We start from the raw sequence: 20,156 nt of genomic DNA on the forward strand, positions 1-20,156 counted from the left end.
GGCCTGTACGGAGATCGTGAGATGAAGGACATTGAGGCACTGGTAAGAGTGGCCTTAGAGCATTGCAAGTGAGCACTCACCAGATCTTCTCGCGCGGGTGGCCATGAAATGCTCACAAAAGGGGCATTCTAAGTATCGCTAGAACCCCTGTCTCGCTTATCGGCATGGAACCACAACTGCACCCTAGCCTCTATGTGTCTCCGAAACTAGCTCACCTTAGGCGAAGATCCTGCGATCTTCATCCCAATGCCGGTCAAGGCTTGCAATCTGAAGGAGTGTTGTCACCAGTTCCTCCTCCTGCCCGGACATATAGAACGATTCCCAATCTTCAAGTAAGCAAGCGCACTGTTCTCTAGCCAAGAGGCGCTGAATTGTGGGCAAGTCAGAATTGGGGATTCCGAGATCTTCGAGGACTCTTGCAAGCCCTGAGAACATTTTCCTATCACCGATGGTAGCAGCATTCTCCCTTCCACCGAGGCTTCCCCACTGCTCAGAGGGGCAGAGGAATTCGATACATTGACCCTCAAAGAGGTCTCCGCTGACGAAGTAATCTGAGTTTTCCAAGCTAACTTCTGAGGTATTTTCCAAATCAAATCCAGTCATTTGGCTTCCTTTCGCGTTAAATCACCATTTCCATACAGCGTCTCCTCCACCACCCTCCTCGCCTTCTCCAGATAGTCCCTGGCGTACTCCCTTGCCTTCTCCAGGTGTTTCTTCCTCACAAAGTAGGTCTTGCTTGCGCCCCACACATCGCCGTCGCACTCTTCATAGAGTCCGGGCATGTTGTCCAGAAAGCTGTGTTCCATGGTGCTGATGCTGCTGTCATCCAGTTCCAGCCCAATCCCGGCCTCCCTGAATCGCCTGGGCAATTCATCCCACTCCTCATCGCTCAGGGGTCTTTCCTCTTCATCGTGGGGATCGTCTTCCTTTATCTCAAAGGCCCTCACATGCAGGTTTTGCAGTAGCGCGCCTACCTTATGAAACTCCGGGAAATCACACAGGACATCAAACTGACCCTCGCTTCCACAGCTAAAGGCAATCTCCACTCCTTCCAGATCCTCCATCCCGCTTGCCTTTTCATATTCATCGATGGCACAGAACATCGCGGACAGTTTCTTCGAAAGAGCCGATATCTTCTCCGCGGGACAGCAGAGCTCGTTGTAGTGCTTGTACTGCTGGACACCGGGGAGCCTTTCCACGAATTCTTCAGGATCACACTCCAGAAAATCAGGAAAGCCCTGTTCATCCATGCGAGCCATGAAGGCGTGGAATCCCTGCCGGTAATCCACGGGAACTCCCTTCTTGTCCCGCTCAAGGCGGGAGATCTTACTACGCGCCCTGAGAATCTCCCAGATCTGCCATCCCTCGCCCCTCTCATACTCCTCCGGAGACCAGTTCCAGCCGTCCAGTGCAAAGGAACCCAGTTTCACCAGTTTCTCGTTCATGATCAGCCTCCTTGTTGGCTTGTCGACGGGCCGAGGTAGCTTGTCTCAATCCCGGCCTCACTCAGTATGAGCGAACTTCCCCCGGATGTGATGATCGCATGAAGCCGCACCCCGGACAGTTTCTCCAATAGTTGCGGGTCGGGTTCCTCGACTTCGCCATCCGTGACGATGAGGGCTGCCCGGGGGCGTGTTTTTGCGATGTGTTCGAGGACGCAGTTGATGCTGGTTCCCCCTGTGGAGTCTGTCTGAAGCTCTCCCCTGTGGATTTTTGCGCGGCTCACAGTGGTGCTGAAAGCCAGAAGGGGTTTGCGGATCCACTGCGACAAGCGACTGAGGAGGCAGACAATGGCCTCCAGCTCTCCTTCCATGGATCCGCTCACATCCAGATATACCTGCGCAGCATTTGAGCTGACCGTCTGCACCCCTTCCCAGCGGGCGACAGGGAGGAAAGTGCTCCAGAGGCTTCGAAGTGCTGCCCTTCGGTCACTTTCGGAGCAGTAGGGGAGCAGGTAGCCGGTAACATCCTCTTCACTTTTCCTCCCCAGTCCTCGTCCATGAACCAGAAGACTTTTCAGAATCTCCAGGGTCTCTTCTTTCCAGAGAGAAGTTTCCCACTTTCTGACCTTGATGCCTTTCAGGGGCCCTCCCGAGCCACGCCCATCCTTCCAGAGGCACTTCTGATCCATGGTTTCGAGAACCCGCCCCAGTGCTTCTTTCAGTGCGTCTTCCCCGTTTTCTGCCGGACTGACATCCGGTCCGGCTTCGTTTTCCTCAAGTGCTCCTTTTCCCAATTCCTCGTGGTTACCAATCAGGAAGACATCATATCCTGGAAGCTGAAGATCTTCCGCGAGACCCCGGATGTCTTCTACCATCAGCCTGCCCTCGTAGAGGGATTGCCAGATGTTCTTCAGACTGCGTTCCTTCTTTTCCTCCTCGGAGAGCTGTTTCAGCTTGTGAGACAGTGCCATCGCCTGAGCAAAGCAGGTCACTTTTTCATAAGGAGGCTCCTCCTCTGTCGTCATCGGCCTGAGGAGACGATGATAGCCGGGAACATCCGCATAGAAGCTGCTGAAGAGGGAACTGTACTCTTCGCCGAACTTCCGGTGAATGATGGCATTGATCACGGAGTCAGTAGCCAGGTGCAGGGCAGGGGTCACCGAGTCATAGGTCTCTGTGTGGCGAAGAAGAACATGCAGAAACTCATGGATCAGCACCGCTTTGACATGAGCCTCCGTCCGGCAGTTCTCCCGGAGGAAGTCCAGGTTGACCCGGAGGCGGGACGGTTTCTCACAGGTGACCGAGAGCGAAGGAACCTGATCCGTGAACTCGACTTTCAATATCTTCAATACCGCTCGCATGGCGACAGGATTCTCGTCGATCAGTTCCCTATAGATGCTTCGGAACAGCTTTTCGTTCATTTGTAAAACCTGTCTCCCGCGTAGAGGTGGACCTGTCGGCGGAGGCTTCTTTGAGTCCAGATCAGCGGACGCTTCGGGTCATAGATGTTCTCTCCGGAGAGCCCCAGGACGAAAGCGTGGAGAAGAACCTCCCAGGGGTCCGTGCACTCGGAGAGCTCCCTGCTCAGGGGGGATTCCTCGACAAGCCTCGGCCCGGAAGGAAGATCCAGCATCATGCGGATCTCCCTTTCTCCCCCGGGGGCCAGGCGACGGCAGAGATCCTCAACAGCCTCGACGGGATTGACAAGAAGCACCTTGGGCAGCGCCGCAGAGAACACCAGAGGCAGGGGAGCCTTCTTGTCCTTTGCCCCGAGAATGGAGCATTGGACCTTCCTGCTGCACTTGTATCGAGACCCGACAAAAGCGCGAGATGAGTGAGGCCTGTTCCTGTTGATTTCTCTATTGATCTTTCTCATGCGCTTTTCCAATCGTAGAAGAGGTCTTCGGGTTCGGAGGGCGATTTCTTTTCCAGACTTGAATAGACCTTCAGGCAACGATGAAAGTCCCGGAGGATCTCCTCAGGATCCTCGGGGAGGAGTCCTTCTGTCAGGCTCCAGCACAGCAACTGACGGGACAGTGCTTTCGTGCTGCCTTTCAATCCTCTCAGGGCTTTTCGGATTTTGGGGATGTCCGGGTGATCCTCGGTGTCGTTCTCGTTGTGTTCCTTCCAGGAGATCTTGCCACTGATGTTGATGACCTCTTTCGCAATCTTCGCAAGGTCATTGACTCCCTCGGCACCGATGGGAAGGAGACCTTCCAGGGCTGCGGGGAATGTGGCGAAAGCAAAGGTAGTGGAGCGAAGGCGACTCTCATCGGAAATCAACTGTTCGATGGCCAGGGTTCCCGTGTCCGGATCCTCCGTGGACTCACAAAGAAGAAAGGCCTTGGCGGCAAGATCCTTCTCAAGGAGGAATGTCTGAAGCCAGCGCTTGGCAGGGTTGTCGAAAACGGTGTTCCATGCGATGGCAGCCGCGGAGCGAATCTTATACTCCTCCGGCGCATCGCCCCATGCTTTCTGGGGGATGCTGGCCGTGACAATCCGGTAGAGAAAGTCCCGGTCCATTTCCCGTCCGGAGACAATTCTGCAGGCAAGTAGAGTTCGGCTCAGCATGCGAACACGGCGCGGAGAAATACGGACTTCTACATCGTCGAGTGCATCAGCCAGACTGCAGGCATAGTCCTGCGCCCAGGGGTGGGGGTTCTTGAGAAGCATCTCAAACTCCCTCCGCCAGTGGCGAACCCACTGGGAGATCACTCCTCCGTCATTGGCGACAACCCCCTCGCTCCCTGGTTTGGCGATCTTTCTTTGATCCTCCCGGTCCAGTTGTGACCAGTCCTTGACCTCAAGGAGCACCGCAAAGCGGTCTGCAAGTGCGGGGTCCAGAGCCTCGGATCCCAGATAATCCTCCGTGGATCCTGAAACAGGGTTCATGGCAGCCCAGCGGTACTTCAGCGTGTCGAGGGAGATCCCCTGCACCTTTCTCTCGTGAACCAGAGAAAACAGACGGTTCTGGTGTTCGGGTTTGCAGCGACTGATCTCGTCCACGAGAACCGATTCGGAGCCCCAGATGGTGGCCGGAGTCTCCATGAAGCGGACATTCTCCTTCGCTTCGTCGGGATAGGGGAATCCGACGAGATCATCGAAGGCAATCAGGCTTGCATTGTAATGGCGGTGTTCAAGCCCCATCGCCTCCGAGATGCTGTTCAGCAGGAATGTTTTTCCCGTGCCGCTATTGCCGATGAGAAGAAGGGGATCCTCCGTGACCAGCGCGGCCAGGATGATTTCTTCATCCTGCTTGAAGCCAAAGGCACCGAGGTCTTCGAGGGAGGGTCTCCGTTCCTTCGAGTGAAGGCGCGAGACGATATTTGACGACATAAAAAAGCCTCCTTTGGCGGGTTTCCGCACAAGGAAGCTGACAGCCCGAAGGGCCTCCCGTTTGTTTGCCGGGTTGGCCACATCTCCTCCTTTCGGAGGGAACCACCTTGCCCGGGAAGGCAGGTTGGTGGAGCTACAGCTCACTCTTGATGCTGAACGAAATATACACCGCTTCGTTTCTTCTTGCAAGTGTTGAATTGCGGGAACCGATATTAGTTCCAGGAGTATCAATAAATCGTGTTCCGGGATGGAACGATGTCCTCCACTCCCGATTTTCTCACCCATCTTCATTTCTTTCCCCCCGGCCGGTCTGACAGGCCTGCCGAAAGGAGTCGTATGACCGAAGTGGAACAGATGACGCTTCCTCCTCGCCCTCCCCTTTTCAATCCCGCTCTCGAGCCTCCAAAATCCCTGATGCCCAAGCGGGGCCCCAACAAATGCGAGTTTCTCTGTACGGTGGACTGGTATTTTTCTCCCTGGAGCGAGCGTTCCGCGGATTATTACCTCCAGTCCCGGCGCAACTGGTGGCTTCTGCGTTCCTGGGAAGAGGACGAGGGTTGGAAGCTATGTGCTGCGGCACCCAAACGGGGGGTCAGCGCAAAGGAAGCGGCGGTTCATTTGATGATCTACAACTGGACTCTGGAGGTGAGCTTCTTCGACATCGAGAGATTTCATTCGGTAAATAGTGAGGGCCTCCTGGACTTCGAGGAAATCCACGCCATTGCCGACAAGGCCTGGAAAGACAAGGGTAAGTGACCCTCCCCTTACAAGTTGACCCACCGGATTGTGGATCCTCCTGCAATTCTGAAGCGCAGGAGGATCCAGGATGCCCCTGCAGTCGATTCACCGAGGAACGGATCATTCAGATTGAACAGCAATGGCAATCGCCCGACAGCCACTCTGCACACGTCAGCCGAGAGCCAGTGCATTCCCGATCGGTAAAAAACCCTTGACCGAAGGCTCAATTCGGTGTTATATTCCCGATCGGTAACATGAACATTCAAACGGTAGAACAACTGGGCGCGACAATCCGAAGTCGGCGCAAGGATCTCGGGGTCACGCAGAAGGACCTGGCGATGATCTGTGGGACCGGTTTGCGTTTCATCGTCGATCTGGAGAAGGGCAAGCAGACCTGCCAGATTGGCAAGATCCTGCTCGTGATCCAGGCACTGGGCCTGAAAGTGGACTTGGATGCCATTTCCATCGACACGAGAAACGAGCGAGATTGAAACGCCTGATCGTATACTGGGACACCGAAAAGGTGGGCGTTCTCGAGCAAGACGATAGCGGGTTGCTTCAGTTTCGTTACGCCCGGGAATGGCTCGATCAGAAGGACGCGGTTCCGCTCTCCCGTTCGCTTCCCATTCAGGGGGAGACTTTTCGGGGAATACCAGTGCGTTCCTTTTTCGCCGGGATCTTGCCAGAGGAGAACCCTCGTAAGCAGTTGGCGGCTCTTCTTGGCATCAGCGAAAGCAATGACTTCGCAATGCTGGAATCCATCGGGGGGGAATGTGCCGGGGCCGTCAGCCTGTTTCCCGAGGAGGGGATTCCCGGGCATTCTGAAGAACCACACCTGCGGGATCTTGACGATTGGGAACTTCAGGAGATCATCACCGAACTTCCTCGCCGTCCTCTCATGGCCGGCAAGGATGGAATCCGTTTATCCCTGGCTGGTGCTCAGGACAAGTTGCCGGTTGTCGTCACTGAATCTGGCATCCACCTTCCCCTTGGCGGTACACCGAGTACGCACATCCTGAAACCGGAGCCGGAGCGGTTCCCCGGGCTTGCCGCCAATGAGTTCTTCTGTATGAGTCTGGCGCGTGCCATCGGGATGAAGTCGCCCAGAGTCCGTTGTCTGCGCTTCGGTGACAAACCCTCTCTGCTGGTCGAGCGTTTCGACCGCAAGATCGATTCCAATGGAATCGTCACCCGCATTCATCAGGAAGATTTCTGCCAGGCACTGGGCTTCCCGCCGGAGCGCAAGTATCAAGAAGAAGGTGGGCCCCATCTCCGGCAATGCATGGCTTTGCTGAGAGAATGGTCTACCGTGCCCGTCATCGATCTTAGCGCCTTCGTCGATGGACTCATTTTCAATGTACTTATTGGAAATGGAGACGCTCATGCCAAGAACTACTCACTGCTCTATCAGGCGGGAGAGCGGAGTTTGACTCCATTCTATGATCTCGTATGCACCATGGCATGGCCTGAGCTGACAAGGAACATGGCCATGAAGATCGGTGGCTGCGGGTCGCTCGATGAAATCAATGGGGGACATTGGCGAAAGATGGCGAAAGAAACCGGACTTGCCTGGCCCGGACTTCGCGACCGTCTATTCGACGCAAGCCATCGTGTGCTGGACGCACTGCCGACCGTCCAGGAGATGACCGACGAAGTGGATTCCTCCATGGCCAAGAGACTCGATGATATCATCTCTCATCGAGGACAGAAACTGCTTCAGCAACTGAAGAGTGACAAGTAGTCGCGAATATTTCCTGCTTCTTCTCTTCCCTCAAAACCTCTGGCATTCCCCTCGCACAAGTTCTAGACTCCGGCTGATTGTCTGAATCAATACCCCGGAGGCACGATGGAACAATCCTCCCAGCGTCGGCGTCTGTCCGTCGACAAGTTGCGCTGGACCTGCGACCCCAAGTCCCTGCCGCTGGACAGCAGCAGCGAGAAAAAACCGTCCCTGGAAATCATCGGGCAGGAGCGCGCCCTCGACTCGCTCCGCATGGGTCTTTCCATTCGCCGCCAAGGCTATCACATCTTCGTAACCGGAACCGAGGGCACGGGCCGCACGACGACCATCCGCCGGGTTCTTGAAGAACCGAACGGACACATTCCCGATCTGGAAGACATCTGCTATGTCTTCAATTTCGAGGATGCAGATTCGCCGAAGCTGCTGCACTTCCCCGCAGGACAGGGTCGCGACTTCCAGCGTCGCATGGCGCACATGATCGCCAGCCTGCGCCGCCATGTTCCCTATCTCTATCGTAGCGAGAGTTATCAGAAGCGCCTGAGCCGCCTGGAAAGAAGCTTCCGGCAGATGCAGGAGAAAAACGCCCGCGACTTTTCCGAACACGCCCGGCAGAACGGCTTCGCCCTGGTCGAGATGCAGACCGGCTCCTACAGCCGCCCCGAACTGGTGGTCATTGCCGAAGACGAGGAACTGGAAATTACCGAACTGGGAGCCCTTGTTCAAAGCGGCACTCTCAGCGAGGACGATCATCTGGTTCTGGTTCAGAATTACGAAAAACTCTCCGACGAGCTGAAGTCCGTCATGCGCTCGAACTCCCGCCTTGAGGAGGAGTTGCGCAGGGAGATGGGACGCCTGCAGCAGAGTGTCGTTCTTCCCCTGATCCGTGATGGCATTGAAATCTTACAGAGCCGCTTCGACACGACAGAAGTGCGAGAGTGGCTCGAGCAGGTGGAAGAAGGCCTTCTCGAAGAGGAATGGATTCCGTCGGAAGACGAAGAGACGCCGGCAGAGCCCTTCTTCCGTTACACCGTGAACCTGCTCATCGACAATGCCCGCAAGGACAAAGCACCTGTGATCATCGAGTCTTCCCCGACCTTCCAGAATCTTTTTGGAAACATCGAGCGAAAGACCCTGCCCGGTGGCTTCGCATTCTATGACTATCGCCAGATCAAGGCGGGGAGTCTCGCACGAGCCCAGGGAGGGACGCTGGTGATCATGGCCCGCGACCTTCTGGACGAGCAGGCCGTCTGGCCCATGCTCAAGCGCGTGCTGAGAAACGAGAAGCTAGAGATCATGGCCTTTGATCCCCGCAACCAGGCGCCCGTCGGTGGGCTCAAGCCCGAGCCCATTGATCTCGATGTGAAGGTCATTCTCGTCGGCGACAGCGAACTCTACAACATGCTCCTCCACGGCGACCCGGATCTTCAGCGAGTGTTCCGCATCAAGGCGGATTTCGAAACCGACATGCCGCGTACGCGAGGGAACCTTCGCCGCTATGTTTCCTTTCTGCGGAAGGTGCAGAGAAAGGACGGCTTGCTGCCCCTGACTCCCGGAGCCAATGCAGCCATCGTTGAGTATGGAGCCAGGCTTGCGAGTCGGAGAGGGAGACTCTCTACCCGTTTCAGCAAGCTTGTGGAAATTCTGATCGAGTCGGATTACTTCGCACGCAAGATGCGGGCGGCAAGTGTCGGGGTGGAGCACATCGACCGCACCCTGAAAGAACGCTCACGCAGGCTGGGTGCCGCTGAACAGCATCTGCACAATGCCTTCATTGAGGGATCCATTCTTCTGGATACCCGGGGAGTAGCCGTGGGCCAGGTGAACGGTCTCTTCGTCCTCGAGCAGTGGGACTACCATTTCGGCCAGCCCATGCGCATGACCGCAGCAGTTTCTCCCGGTGAGGGCGATCTTGTGAGCATTGAAAGAGAGGCCGAACTCAGCGGCTCCTCCTTCGACAAGGGCCACCTGATTCTGGAAGGCTTCCTGCGACATCGTTTCGCGGGACAGCGACCCCTTTGCCTGGATGCCTCCATCTCCTGTGAGCAAAACTACGCCAATGTCGATGGAGACAGCGCGACGGTGACCGAAGCGTTTTCCCTTCTCTCCGCCTTGTCCGGCGTCCCGGTGAAACAGTCCATTGCCGTCACCGGATCCCTGAACCAGTTTGGGCAAGTGCAGGCCATCGGGGGAGTGAACGAGAAGATCGAAGGCTTCTTCAAGGTCTGTCGCGATCGAGGTCTGAGCGGAGAGCAGGGGGTCATCATTCCCGCCAGCAATGCGGACCGTCTCATGCTCTCCAAGGAAGTGGTGGAGGCCGCCAGAAAGGGCGAGTTCCATGTCTGGTCCATCCGCACGGTGGACGAGGGCATGGAGATCCTGACGGGATTCCCCGCGGGCCGACAGAGGAAAAACGGAAGCTGGACTCCCGGCTCGGTCAATGATCTCGTGGATCGCAGACTTGAGGAAATGCGGGAAATCCAGAAGGCTTCGAAGTAGCATCTTGAAACGGTAGTGGCTATCCTGTTAGCGGGAACCTGCAAGAGAGGACGAGGAATGGCGAAAGTTAGCCTGAAGAATGTGTGGAAGATTTTCGACAAGGAAGTTGTCGCAGTCCGGGATGCGAACATTGAAATCCAGGACAAGGAGTTCATGGTTCTTGTCGGGCCTTCCGGCTGCGGGAAGTCAACGACCCTGAGGATGGTGGCCGGGCTGGAGGAAATCACCCGTGGCGAGGTATGGATCGGTGATCGCCTGGTCAACGATGTCCTTCCCAAGGACCGCGATATTTCCATGGTCTTCCAGAACTACGCGCTCTATCCGCACATGACCGTTTTCGACAACATGGGCTTTGCCCTGAAGTTGCGGAAGCTGTCGAAGGAAGAGATCGCCCGCAGGGTCGAAGAAGCCGCCGACATTCTCGGCATCGAGGAACTGCTGGGCCGCAAGCCGAAGCAACTGTCCGGTGGTCAGCGACAGAGAGTGGCCGTTGGCAGGGCCATCGTGAGAAAGCCCTCCGTCTTCCTCTTTGACGAACCTCTCAGCAACCTGGACGCAAAGCTTCGCGTGCAGATGCGCGCCGAGATCAGTCGCCTGCACCAGCGACTCCAGGCCACCATGATCTATGTCACGCACGACCAGGTGGAAGCCATGACCATGGGAGATCGCATCACCGTGATGAAGGACGGCGATATCCACCAGGTCGACACGCCCCTGAAACTGTACAAGAATCCCGTCAACCGTTTCGTGGCGGGATTCATCGGCTCGCCGGCCATGAACTTTATTTCCGGTCGCGTCGGGGGCGACAAGGAACTGGTTTTCGAGTCCGCGTCGGGTCGCTTCCCGCTAAAGGGCGAGAACCTGTCTTCCCTGAAATCGAAACTCGGCAAGGAGGTCATTCTGGGCATTCGTCCCGAGGATATCTATGCCCCCGACTACCTTCCCGAGATTCCCGAATCTGCGTCCATCGAAACCGAAGTGGATGTGATCGAGCCCATGGGCAATGAGATCTTCCTCTATGCGAAGGCCGAGTCTTCGGAACTTGTCGCCCGTGTTGATCCCCGGCAGACGGCAAAGGTGGGCGAATCGCTTCCCCTGGTACTCGACATGAGCAAAGCCCTGTTCTTTGACGCGGAGAGCGAGGAAATCCTCGTTTGACCACTGGAGGAAAGCTCGCATGGCATCGCTGAGCCTGGGCATCGATATTGGCGGAAGCAATGTCAAGGCAGTGATGCTGGACGCAAGAGCTCGCCCCCTGGGTCGCGCCCGCTGGAAGACCGCCGCTCTTGGCGACCGCCCGACTGAAATCCTGCCTGCTCTGGCTACACGGATTCACAAGCTTCAGGGAAGACACCGGCTCCGGGAACTGGGAATCGCCAGCGCGGGTATTCTCCAAAATGGCAGACTTGTCGATTCTCCCAATCTTCGACACTGGGAAGGCCTGGACTACCGGAAGCTGTCCGGTCTCCTGGACTGTCCGGTTCTCGTGGAGAACGATGTCAATGCGCTGGCTTGGGCCGAGTGGAAGCTGGGAGCAGGCCAGGGTAGTCGCAACATGCTCTGCCTTGCACTGGGAACCGGGATCGGCGGCGGGCTGGTTCTCGATGGCAAACTCTATCGCGGAAGCAGGGCCATGGGCGCGGAACTCGGACACATGACGATCGACCTCGCGGGCCGCCCCTGCGCCTGCGGGAACCGGGGTTGTCTGGAGGCTTATGCGGGTGCCCGCGCGATGGAGGAGTCCTGCCGGGCCGCTCTGGAAACGGGGAGAAGGGGATCCCTGGCTTTGGAGAAACACCTGGCCGGCCGGCATCCTTCCCCACGGCTCCTCGTGGATGCGGCAAAAAAAGGGAACCGCCTGGCGGTTTCCCTTCTTGCCGACGCAGGTCGCTCACTCGGAGTGGCCCTGGCCAACTATGTCAATATCTTCGACCCGGAAGTGATCGTCATCGCCGGTGGCGTTTCCCGGGCGGGTCGCTGGATTCTGGATCCGGCAAAATCCGAAGCCAAAAGACGCCTCATGTCTTCAGCCCAGCAACACCATCGCCTGCTCTTGCGCAAGCTGGGAGACGATGGCGCCGCCCTCGGCGCTGCGCTTCTCTGCCGGGAGTCCTGATCATGCGCCGTGGCGTTTTTCTCCTTTTGATTCTGCTTCTGGCCTGCACGCAGGAAAAGAAACTGGAAACCTCCAGCAGCCCGAAGCCCCCGGCAAGCCGTGACCGGTCTGCAGAGGAGAAGTTTCAGGAGAAGCTTGCAGCGAGTGACAGTCTTGAAACCCTTGCCGAGAGCGACAGCCTCCGAAATCGTCAGCGCCCGGCGATGCCCGCGGATCTTTCGCCCAGCCTGGGCAGTGACCGGGAGGTCGCAGAAGACGACTTCCATCGGGAAATCTACGAGATTCGGGGCAGTCACAGCCGCATGATCGACAAGGGAGATCCGAGAGTCTCGGAGATCGACAGCCTTCACCTTCAGTCCGACTCGCTCCTGATCACCAGCCTTCGGGGCGTGGAGTTGCGGGGAAAGGAGGACGACAGCCACATCATCGAGCTTTACGGCGAGGTCTTTATCGACGACCGGGGTTCGACGATCACCGGAGATGAAGGCCAGTACGATTCGAAGACTCGCACGGCCGTGATGGAAGACAATGTCGAGATTCAGGACGGCGAGGCGAGGATCTTCTGCGACCATGCCACCTGGTTTCGCAAGACAAACCGGAGCATTCTTCAGGGCAATGTCCGGATCCTGCATGAAGGCGCCACCGTTCTCGCAGACTCGGTCTTCTATTCCCGAAAGCGGGGCTATGCAGAAGCCTTTGGCAATGTGGTCCTGATTGACGAAGAGTCGGACAGCCGCGTGGAGGGAAGCCACGGCATCTTCGATCTCGACCAGGAGATCGCCATCATGGACAACTTCCCGGTCCTCTATCAGATAGAGGAATCGGACAGTTCCCGAACCACGGCCCGCGAGATGCGTCAGTTTCGCAAATCGGAACTGATGCTCGCTGTCGGCGAAGTTCATCATGAGAGCGATGACCTGTCGGCCCGGGGAGACTCGGCGCTCTTTTTCCAGTCGGGCAAGCAGCTCTTTCTCTATGGAAACTCAGAACTGGACTGGGACGACAGCTCTCTCGCTGCCGACAGTATCCAGGTGTTCTTTGAAAAGAAGGAGCCGGTCTTCCTCGACGCAGAGGGACAGGCCGTCTATCGCGAAGACAAGGCCGACTCTCTTTTTTATGGAGTGCCCGGCGATCGCATCAGCGGCGACCACTTCGAGATCTTCTTCGAGGAGAAGAAGCTGAAAAGCGTTTTCGTGAGCGGCTCCGCGCACAGCCTCTATCTGCCCGAGCGCAAGGCGGGCGAGGCGGCCCAGATGAACGAGACCTTCGGGGATTCCCTGGTTCTCCAGTTCGACGAAGAGGAACTGGAGAGGGTGGAGGTTTTCGGCGAGGCGCGGGGAGAGAATCGCTCCCTGGAGAACTGGGAGGAACACTACACCAAGCAGTCCTTCTCCTTTCAGGAGCAGTCCTCTGCCATGGCCTACACGGGAGAGGAAATCTATTTCCAGGTTCCCGAGGAAGAGGTCTTGCTGGTCGGGGCTCCTGCTTCGGTCGATGAGGCCTTCCACCTGGAAGCCGATTCCATCCGCATGAGAGAGGGACGCTGGGTGCGCGCCATAGGTCAGCCTCTCTTCCGGGACGGAGAGCAGGAGTTGCAAGGCCAGCGCATGGACTACGATCTGGAAAGCAAGGAGGGCTTTGTCCGTGACGGGCGCACCGGAATGGACACGGGCTTCTTTTCCGGTCCCCGGATGAAGAAAGTGGGCGAGCAGGAAATCAATGTGGAGGATGGAGTCTACACGACCTGCGACCAGGGCCACCCCCACTGCGGTTTTCACATGGCCAGAGTTCGTGTCGAGGATCGGAAGGTTTTCGCCGCTCCCGTTGTCCTGAAGATCGGGCGCGTCCCCATCTTCTACCTTCCCGCCTTTTTCATCGACACGACAAAGGGGCGGCGTTCCGGTGTGCTGATGCCCAACTTTGAATTCGGGCTGAACTCGGAAAGCCAGCGCTTCATCAGAAACCTCGGCTACTACTGGGCGACCAGCGACTACCAGGATCTGCTTTTCCGCGGAGACTTCATCGAGGGTCACTCTCTTCTTGGATCCACGACCTGGCGTTACTCCAACCGGAACCTCTGGGGCGGGAGCGTCAATTCCAACCTTCGCTACGACTACCGCAAAGGGCTCGGGGATCAGGAGACGAAATCCTGGGGACTCAAGGGCGACTATAATCAGAGCATCGGCAAGAACACGAAGATCCGTCTGCATGCGGACTATGCGAGTTCTTCTTCCGTCCGGGAAATCGACCATGTGGGAATTGAGGAGGCCATCAACCAGCGCGTGACCTCTTCCCTCAATTTCTCCAGCAAGATTTTCGGCAACCCTTTCAGCTCGGGAATGACCTGGACGCGTCATCTGGACGCCAGCGGCGATGATCCTCTATTGGAAGAGCGGAAACTGCCGATCTCCTACAGCTTCGGCCTTACGATTCCTCTTCCTCTGGAGATGAGTTGGAAACTGCCGAGCATCAAGTACAGCAAGAGCGACAAGATCTACGAGAACCGAACCGAAAGCACGGAGACCCTTCCCTTTTCCACCAGCCTCGGTCGTTCTTTTCAGCTTGGTTTTCTCAGCCTTCGCCCGAGTGTCGGATTGTCCTACAGCGGAAAACGGATCAGTAATGCCCTGAAGGATGAAGAGATTTTCACGCCTTTTGATCCGGAGGAAGAGGGAAGCCCGGGAAGCCCTGCCGGTGACAGCGGGGCCGGCACCTTCACTCCCTCCGAGGAGCCAGAAGGCTGGGTCTGGGAAGATGCGGCGACCTTTTCCCTGTCGGCCTCCACAAAGGGCTATGGGGTTTTCAATCCCAATCTTGGTTCGCTCAGGACGATTCGGCATACCATCAGTCCCTCGGCCTCGGTGAGGGGCAATGACCGGAATGTTCCCAGCTACTCCTTTTCCCTCGACAACAGCATTGATCTGAAGTGGGGAGAGGGCGAGGATCCCAAGCGTTATAATGGAGTGCTGACCTGGGGGCTTTCCTCCGGTTATGATCCGCTTTCGGACACCTGGAACACCGTGTCCAGCAATCTTCGCCTGAAACCGGGCTGGGGAATCAACCTCAGTGCCCGCCATAGCTATGACCCCAACTCGGGAGAAATGGGGAACTCCAGCTACAGTGGTTCGGTGACCAAGACCATGAAAGTCGCCTTCGGTTCCTTCCTGTCCCGCGAGGATACGGAACCCGGTGGAGAAGAAAATGGCACTGCAAAAGGGCAAAGTGGCGGAACCCCCGGATCTTTTTCGGGAATTTTCGGGCGGCCCCAGGACGATCGAAGAGGCGAGCCGGGAGACCTCAGCCTGAGAAGCAATTTCAGCATGAGTCGCACATCTTCCGGTGAAATGACCCCTAACTTGCGTCTTTCCAGTGAGTTTCAGCTGAGTGAGAAATGGGGCCTTTCCTGGAATGGCGATCTCCGCCTGGCGGAAGGCCGCTTCAGTTCCCAGAGACTGGAGGTTTTCCGCGACCTCCATTGCTGGCGTGCGCAATTCTCACGCTTGATTTATTCAGGGAAAGCACAGTATTACTTCATCATTCACCTTCGGGAGCATCCCGAAGTGAAAACGGAGTTCGGTGACCGTAGCGTGGGCGGAGGCCTGGGCGCTTACTGATCTCCCCGGAAAACTGTTTGCATGATTCAGAATCAGGAGGAAATCCATGAACAAGTCGGATCTGATTGCGAAACTCTCCGAAGAGTGTGGCCTGAGCTCCAAGGATGCCAAGGGCGTCATTGAGGCTCTCTTCTCCACGGAGCCCCGTGGTGGCATCATCGCCAATGCTCTGGAAACGGGAGAGAAAGTCCAGATCACCGGATTCGGCACCTTCGAGGTCCGCGACCGCAAGGCCCGCACGGGCAGAAACCCTCGCACGGGTGAGGCGATCCAGATCGATGCGACCCGGGTCCCCGCCTTTTCCGCTGGCAAATCCTTCAAGGATCGCTACTAGGAGGAACCGCTTTTTATGCCTTTCCAGTTGTACCCGGGCTCTCGGGTCGGGAAACTTGTTCTAGCCTTCACCGTCCTCGGCGCGCTCTCAGCAGCCGCCGGGGAGCCGGTGACGCTGCTTTATGAAACCCGCGCCATCGGCGAACTCACGGAGTGTGGGTGAAAAACCAAGCAAAAAGGCGGGATCGCCCGGAGGGCGGCCCTTATGGAAAAGACCCGGATCGAGAAGCCCCATGTCTTCGTCTTCAGCGGCGGTGACAATTTTAGTGACAAGAGCAAGAGGGAGTGGCTTAGGCAGTCATATTACTTCCTCAACATGATGGGCGACCTGGCGCTTGATGCCGTGGCGATTCAGCCAGTGGATCTGCGGGCCGGGATCGACTCCCTCTATGCTATCGGTGAAAGACAGAGCATCCCCTTCCTTTGCGCGAACCTTCGGGATCCCGAAGGGAAGACCGTTTTCCCGGGAACCAGGGTTTTCGAGATGGAAGAGGAAAAGCTGGGCGTTATTGCCGTAACCGACTCCGAAGGGGGGCGGACCTTCTTCATGCCCGAGGGTTATCAGTTTGTCGATCCTCTTGCGGCAGTGGAAGAGGGGGTTCGCAAGCTGAAGGAAGAACAGGCTTGCACCATGGTGGTCTTGCTCTATGGAGGCAAGCGCGACCAGACCCTGGAGAAGTGTGAGGCAGTTCCCGGAGTGGATGTGGCTTTCTACGGCAATGCCGGCAGTAGCCAGCGCCTTCCTGCGGAAGCCGACAGCGGTACTCGCATTTATACGGCCGCCAACCGGGGCAAGGATCTCGGGGAACTGTCTCTCACGCGCCTGGATGATGGCTCGCTGGAGTACTCGCCCTTCAAGATCCACGAACTGGACAAGCACTACCCCGAAGACCCCGTTCTTCAGGCCATGGTTGATGAGTTCATGACGGCTTCTGAGGAACGACGCAAGCGTGATCGTCTGGTCCAGGAGCTGGCCCAGGATTTCAGTTCCAGTGAGGTCGATGGAGCCTATCTTGGAACGGAAATGTGCAAACGCTGTCACATCCGGGAGTTTGAGGTTTTCGAGGCATCGGGTCATGCCCATGCCATGACCTCTCTTGATGAGGCCTTAGAAGAAAACAACCCCAACTGTATCGGATGCCATGTGACGGGCTGGGGCGTGTCCGGTGGTTACGGGATCAACAGCGAGAACCGGGAGATGCTTCAGCATGTTCAGTGCGAAGCCTGTCACGGCTTCGGCACCCTGCACAGCCGTGGGCAGGGTCAGTTGAGTGAGGCTCGCGAAACCTGTGCGGCCTGCCACGACCAGGAGAATAGCCCGGACTTCGAGTATCAGAGCTATTGGGAAAGGATTGCTCACTAGGCGATGAGAGTCTTTCTTGCCGCCCTTGCAATCCTCATGATGACAAACCCGGGTCGGGGGGAGAACTTCCTCCGGCCCGGTTTTTCTGTGCAGTGGAAGGTGGCTCAACTCTCGGAAGGTCACTTGAGCGAAGAGACCCTCAGCATTGCGGTGCAGGAGTCCGTTGGTGTGGACTCGCTTCTTCTTACTATCCGCCGGGGGAATGATGACCGGGATTACCGCATCCTTTACTGGGCGGCGGGCGACGAGTTTCATTTCGCGCGGGAGAGAATCCTCTCTGCAGAAATCGGGGAAGGAGATAAGCGACGCGGCCTTCTTGAGGAGGAACTTTTTTTTCTGGACCAACTGGAAATGATGGAACTTCGAATCGGGGAAGAGGGCGAGTTCATCGGCGACACCCTTCTTTCACTGGCCGGCAGAAGCATCCCCTGTCGTCGTCTTCGCATGGAAGATGAGGGCGAGGATGTCCAGGATGGCGAGAGTGTTGTCTTGAGAACCTACTGGAACCTGACTGCCGAAGCGTGGGTGAGTGATGCACTTCCCCTTGGCTGGCTTTTCTACCGCGAAGACATTCACTCTCGAAAGGTATCGGAGTTTGGAGGTCGGGAGTTCGAAGGAGAGGATAATCGAAGCATCTCCACTTGGGAAATCCAGTCCCTGCAGCTTCCCTGAGAGTCGTCCTCCGTTTCAGCCTGAAACAAAGCCTCTAAAGCACATTCTCTTTTTACAGACTCTTGACATTGCTTTTTTCATCCGCTAGTGTGGCACCACATATGGGGCTTTGGATTGGCTTCTGTAGAGACAAGACACAAGATCTTGAGAGGCTCAATCGACAGAAAACCCCTCCAGTGTTCATCATTTCGAAAGGGTGAGAGAAATGGACGAACGCAACTCCAACTCGGATGTAGCAGAGATCTTGGAACGTGATGTGGACTCCAATACCAAGTATGTAAAGTATCATCGCCTGCTCGCAAAGGCGGAGCGCGAGGGCCGGATTGACGGCAAGTATCGCTGCCCCGTTTGTGGCATGCGTTTCCTGACCTTTGATGAGGCGGATGTTTGTTGCAAGCTCGAACTGCCGAACAAGTGAGTAAGAAGAGCCTGGGTCAGATCGTTCAATACTGTTCTGTCTGCAAGGACTACCTGGAAATGAAGGTGGTCGGAGAAGGCGAAGAGAGCGAGGTCACTTGGCTCCAATGCCCGCGATGTCAGGGCATCCTTCCCCACATGGAACTGGATGAGGAAGAGGAAAAGACCGACGAGGACTTCAGCCCCGACAGCATCTCCGATGAAGATGCAATCGAGTATGATGCCCGCAATGTCTTCGAGCTTGGCACCGTGGTCTACCATCGTTCCTGGAACGACTATGGGAAGGTTCTGGAGAAGGTGGATCTTCCCGGCGGGAGGCACGCGATTCGGGTTCACTTCGTTGAGCAGGGCGAAGTGCAACTTCTGGAACAAGTCCCTGATGCCTGAGCTGCCCCGGCTCCTTGCGGGGCTTTTTGTTTTCCTTGCGACTTCCACTTTTGCAATGGATCTTCTGCCGGAAGATCCATTTCTTTCCTATCCCATTCGCTCTGACAGTACGACCCGGCTGGATCTGGGAAGTGAGTTCTATCACGGGAAAGACTGGAGCGGCTTCCGGGAGACTTTTCGTCTGTCCCGCGCAATCTCTCAGGACAAGTCCTGGCAGATTACCCTTCCCTGGGCCTGGTCCACGGATTCGGGAGAGGCGGTGGGAGGAAGAGGAAATATCCGGGCCGCTTTTGCCTGGTTCCTGGCAGACAAGCTGTCTCTCTCTGCGGAACTGGGTCTCCGTTTTTCCAGCGAATCTCTCGAACCTTTGGAACTTCGTCGTAACCTCTTTCGCTTTGGGGCCAGAACGAGCGGAAGTGGCGCTTCCTGGAATTACGATGCCTTTCTTGCCCTGATCACCGAAGCCAAGGGGCTGACGGGGGAGGATGAACCCGGGAGAGTCTCGCTCGGGGAGGCAGCGATTCGCGTCGGGAAGAACCGTGGCTGGTCTCCCTGCCTTAGCGCATGCTCCCTTTTTCGCAGGGGTGCTGCGCCGGTCTGGCGGGCGGGAGCAGGTCTCCAAGTTTCCTGGGATCAGAACTGGCGGGTTTCATTGTCCGCAGAGAGTTTCCGGGAAGGGGGCGGAGGGAGCCCCGCACTGGGAATCTCCTTCCAGTTGCAAAGGAATTTCCCCGATCCGACGGGCTTGCCTGCGGAAACACCGGCCGAGATAGAATAGCTAGCGGGTGCTCAGAACTTCCAGTTCGTACTTTCCGTAAGCCACTCGCGCCGATTTCCCCTTGAGAACCACCCGCGTTGTCTGCCCGGGAAAGATCTCCAGATCCTCTGATTCAATGATCGCTTCTGCAGAAGCGATCTGCTGGTTCCCGGCATCCTCATAGAGACCTGCATCGTTGCCGATCACTACATGAACCCGATGATTCCCGGTGGGAACGGTCAGCGTGGTGGGAGGAAAGAGGTGACGGTTGCGAAGGATGAACCACTTGCCATGGCGGAACTCCTTGTTCATCTCGGGGTCCTTGTCGTGCCAGAGCAACTCTCCGTCCACAAAGACTCTCATGTGAAGAGTGTTTAGACGCAGCATGTCCTTGCGGTCCGAGGGCCAGCGGTAGCGAACCGAAGAGCGGGCCGCGTCTCCCTTGACGGAGACCTCCAGAAAGCCGGTTTCCCCGGCCACCGGCGAGGGCTTCGAAGTCTTGCCCCCCGGTTTGTCGGAACCCTTCGCGAAGTCGATGTTCGCAATGTTCTCAATCTTCAGGGTCAGAACTCCGGCGAAGGAAGTGTCGAGAACCAGGTTCTCATCATCCATGCTGAGGATGCTTCCTTCCAGAGAGCTACCGTCCTTGAGGTGAACCACTTCCGCAAAAGAAGCGATGGCCAGCAAGAGAGACAGGACAAGAATCATGGCTTTTGGCATGGAAGCCCTCCCGGGAGCTTGATC

General features: G+C 56.8%; 19 protein-coding genes and 1 riboswitch. Of the genes, 13 read left to right on the forward strand and 6 right to left on the reverse strand.

Annotated elements, in window-relative coordinates:
- Positions 1-216: 216 nt before the first annotated feature.
- The 5 genes from QGH30_08750 to QGH30_08770 are packed head-to-tail and all read right to left on the reverse strand — an operon-like array spanning position 217 to position 4,778.
- Complete coding sequence (locus tag QGH30_08750; GenBank protein MDP7022427.1) at positions 217-603, reverse strand: hypothetical protein; 387 nt, start codon at positions 601-603, stop codon at positions 217-219.
- Positions 600-1,445 (reverse strand): hypothetical protein, encoded by an 846-nt coding sequence (locus tag QGH30_08755; protein ID MDP7022428.1) that lies wholly within the window; start codon positions 1,443-1,445, stop codon positions 600-602. Before QGH30_08755 ends, QGH30_08750 begins: the two co-directional genes overlap by 4 nt.
- A gap of 2 nt (positions 1,446-1,447) precedes the next feature.
- Positions 1,448-2,863 carry a hypothetical protein gene (locus QGH30_08760; protein MDP7022429.1) on the reverse strand — a complete coding sequence of 472 codons (1,416 nt, stop codon included), beginning with the start codon at positions 2,861-2,863 and terminating at the stop codon, positions 1,448-1,450.
- A complete protein-coding gene (locus tag QGH30_08765; GenBank protein MDP7022430.1) occupies positions 2,860-3,318 on the reverse strand; it encodes a hypothetical protein in 459 nt (152 codons plus the stop codon). The genes QGH30_08760 and QGH30_08765 overlap by 4 nt, the downstream gene beginning before the upstream one ends.
- Positions 3,315-4,778 (reverse strand): AAA family ATPase, encoded by a 1,464-nt coding sequence (locus QGH30_08770; protein MDP7022431.1) that lies wholly within the window; start codon positions 4,776-4,778, stop codon positions 3,315-3,317. The genes QGH30_08765 and QGH30_08770 overlap by 4 nt, the downstream gene beginning before the upstream one ends.
- Positions 4,779-4,829: 51 nt before the next feature.
- Positions 4,830-4,936: riboswitch (SAM-I-IV-variant riboswitch) on the reverse strand.
- 178 nt (positions 4,937-5,114) lie between these two features.
- On the opposite strand from QGH30_08770, the gene QGH30_08775 reads away from it, so the two are divergent.
- From QGH30_08775 to QGH30_08835, 13 genes are all read left to right on the forward strand, one after another.
- Positions 5,115-5,534 (forward strand): hypothetical protein, encoded by a 420-nt coding sequence (locus QGH30_08775; protein ID MDP7022432.1) that lies wholly within the window; start codon positions 5,115-5,117, stop codon positions 5,532-5,534.
- Positions 5,535-5,770: 236 nt separating this feature from the next.
- Positions 5,771-6,007 carry a type II toxin-antitoxin system Y4mF family antitoxin gene (locus tag QGH30_08780; GenBank protein ID MDP7022433.1) on the forward strand — a complete coding sequence of 79 codons (237 nt, stop codon included), beginning with the start codon at positions 5,771-5,773 and terminating at the stop codon, positions 6,005-6,007.
- Positions 6,004-7,257 carry a type II toxin-antitoxin system HipA family toxin gene (locus tag QGH30_08785; GenBank protein ID MDP7022434.1) on the forward strand — a complete coding sequence of 418 codons (1,254 nt, stop codon included), beginning with the start codon at positions 6,004-6,006 and terminating at the stop codon, positions 7,255-7,257. The genes QGH30_08780 and QGH30_08785 overlap by 4 nt, the downstream gene beginning before the upstream one ends.
- 105 nt (positions 7,258-7,362) lie before the next feature.
- Positions 7,363-9,753 (forward strand): AAA family ATPase, encoded by a 2,391-nt coding sequence (locus QGH30_08790; protein ID MDP7022435.1) that lies wholly within the window; start codon positions 7,363-7,365, stop codon positions 9,751-9,753.
- Between the two features lie 57 nt (positions 9,754-9,810).
- Positions 9,811-10,911 carry a sn-glycerol-3-phosphate ABC transporter ATP-binding protein UgpC gene (ugpC, locus tag QGH30_08795; GenBank protein MDP7022436.1) on the forward strand — a complete coding sequence of 367 codons (1,101 nt, stop codon included), beginning with the start codon at positions 9,811-9,813 and terminating at the stop codon, positions 10,909-10,911.
- 19 nt (positions 10,912-10,930) lie between these two features.
- Positions 10,931-11,869: an ROK family protein gene (locus QGH30_08800; protein ID MDP7022437.1), complete on the forward strand. Its 939-nt coding sequence runs from the start codon at positions 10,931-10,933 to the stop codon at positions 11,867-11,869.
- Positions 11,870-11,871: 2 nt separating this feature from the next.
- On the forward strand, positions 11,872-15,483 hold the full coding sequence (locus QGH30_08805) for a putative LPS assembly protein LptD (GenBank protein ID MDP7022438.1): 3,612 nt from the start codon (positions 11,872-11,874) through the stop codon (positions 15,481-15,483).
- A 46-nt stretch (positions 15,484-15,529) separates the two neighbouring features.
- Entirely contained in the window at positions 15,530-15,817 is a 288-nt protein-coding gene (locus tag QGH30_08810; GenBank protein MDP7022439.1) for an HU family DNA-binding protein, read from the forward strand.
- 204 nt (positions 15,818-16,021) lie between these two features.
- Complete coding sequence (locus QGH30_08815) at positions 16,022-17,179, forward strand: multiheme c-type cytochrome (GenBank protein ID MDP7022440.1); 1,158 nt, start codon at positions 16,022-16,024, stop codon at positions 17,177-17,179.
- Between the two features lie 3 nt (positions 17,180-17,182).
- Positions 17,183-17,851 (forward strand): hypothetical protein, encoded by a 669-nt coding sequence (locus tag QGH30_08820; protein ID MDP7022441.1) that lies wholly within the window; start codon positions 17,183-17,185, stop codon positions 17,849-17,851.
- A 205-nt stretch (positions 17,852-18,056) separates the two neighbouring features.
- A complete protein-coding gene (locus tag QGH30_08825; protein MDP7022442.1) occupies positions 18,057-18,269 on the forward strand; it encodes a hypothetical protein in 213 nt (70 codons plus the stop codon).
- On the forward strand, positions 18,266-18,655 hold the full coding sequence (locus QGH30_08830; protein MDP7022443.1) for a hypothetical protein: 390 nt from the start codon (positions 18,266-18,268) through the stop codon (positions 18,653-18,655). The genes QGH30_08825 and QGH30_08830 overlap by 4 nt, the downstream gene beginning before the upstream one ends.
- Entirely contained in the window at positions 18,648-19,433 is a 786-nt protein-coding gene (locus tag QGH30_08835) for a hypothetical protein (GenBank protein MDP7022444.1), read from the forward strand. Before QGH30_08830 ends, QGH30_08835 begins: the two co-directional genes overlap by 8 nt.
- Here QGH30_08835 and QGH30_08840 read toward each other — a convergent pair whose 3' ends face one another.
- Complete coding sequence (locus QGH30_08840) at positions 19,434-20,132, reverse strand: hypothetical protein (protein MDP7022445.1); 699 nt, start codon at positions 20,130-20,132, stop codon at positions 19,434-19,436.
- Between the last annotated feature and the right edge of the window lie 24 nt (positions 20,133-20,156).

This window comes from Candidatus Krumholzibacteriia bacterium (assembly GCA_030748535.1).
Taxonomy (GTDB): Bacteria; Krumholzibacteriota; Krumholzibacteriia; order JACNKJ01; family JACNKJ01; genus JASMLU01.

What these genes read in the sequence shown, in the direction of transcription:
- QGH30_08750 (MDP7022427.1), bottom strand. Translation starts at nt 603, where the DNA reads ATGACTGGATTTGATTTGGAAAATACCTCAGAAGTTAGCTTGGAAAAC.
- QGH30_08755 (MDP7022428.1), bottom strand. Translation starts at nt 1,445, where the DNA reads ATGAACGAGAAACTGGTGAAACTGGGTTCCTTTGCACTGGACGGCTGG.
- QGH30_08760 (MDP7022429.1), bottom strand. Translation starts at nt 2,863, where the DNA reads ATGAACGAAAAGCTGTTCCGAAGCATCTATAGGGAACTGATCGACGAG.
- QGH30_08765 (MDP7022430.1), bottom strand. Translation starts at nt 3,318, where the DNA reads ATGAGAAAGATCAATAGAGAAATCAACAGGAACAGGCCTCACTCATCT.
- QGH30_08770 (MDP7022431.1), bottom strand. Translation starts at nt 4,778, where the DNA reads ATGTCGTCAAATATCGTCTCGCGCCTTCACTCGAAGGAACGGAGACCC.
- QGH30_08775 (MDP7022432.1), top strand. Translation starts at nt 5,115, where the DNA reads ATGACCGAAGTGGAACAGATGACGCTTCCTCCTCGCCCTCCCCTTTTC.
- QGH30_08780 (MDP7022433.1), top strand. Translation starts at nt 5,771, where the DNA reads ATGAACATTCAAACGGTAGAACAACTGGGCGCGACAATCCGAAGTCGG.
- QGH30_08790 (MDP7022435.1), top strand. Translation starts at nt 7,363, where the DNA reads ATGGAACAATCCTCCCAGCGTCGGCGTCTGTCCGTCGACAAGTTGCGC.
- ugpC (MDP7022436.1), top strand. Translation starts at nt 9,811, where the DNA reads ATGGCGAAAGTTAGCCTGAAGAATGTGTGGAAGATTTTCGACAAGGAA.
- QGH30_08800 (MDP7022437.1), top strand. Translation starts at nt 10,931, where the DNA reads ATGGCATCGCTGAGCCTGGGCATCGATATTGGCGGAAGCAATGTCAAG.
- QGH30_08805 (MDP7022438.1), top strand. Translation starts at nt 11,872, where the DNA reads ATGCGCCGTGGCGTTTTTCTCCTTTTGATTCTGCTTCTGGCCTGCACG.
- QGH30_08810 (MDP7022439.1), top strand. Translation starts at nt 15,530, where the DNA reads ATGAACAAGTCGGATCTGATTGCGAAACTCTCCGAAGAGTGTGGCCTG.
- QGH30_08815 (MDP7022440.1), top strand. Translation starts at nt 16,022, where the DNA reads ATGGAAAAGACCCGGATCGAGAAGCCCCATGTCTTCGTCTTCAGCGGC.
- QGH30_08820 (MDP7022441.1), top strand. Translation starts at nt 17,183, where the DNA reads ATGAGAGTCTTTCTTGCCGCCCTTGCAATCCTCATGATGACAAACCCG.
- QGH30_08825 (MDP7022442.1), top strand. Translation starts at nt 18,057, where the DNA reads ATGGACGAACGCAACTCCAACTCGGATGTAGCAGAGATCTTGGAACGT.
- QGH30_08835 (MDP7022444.1), top strand. Translation starts at nt 18,648, where the DNA reads ATGCCTGAGCTGCCCCGGCTCCTTGCGGGGCTTTTTGTTTTCCTTGCG.
- QGH30_08840 (MDP7022445.1), bottom strand. Translation starts at nt 20,132, where the DNA reads ATGCCAAAAGCCATGATTCTTGTCCTGTCTCTCTTGCTGGCCATCGCT.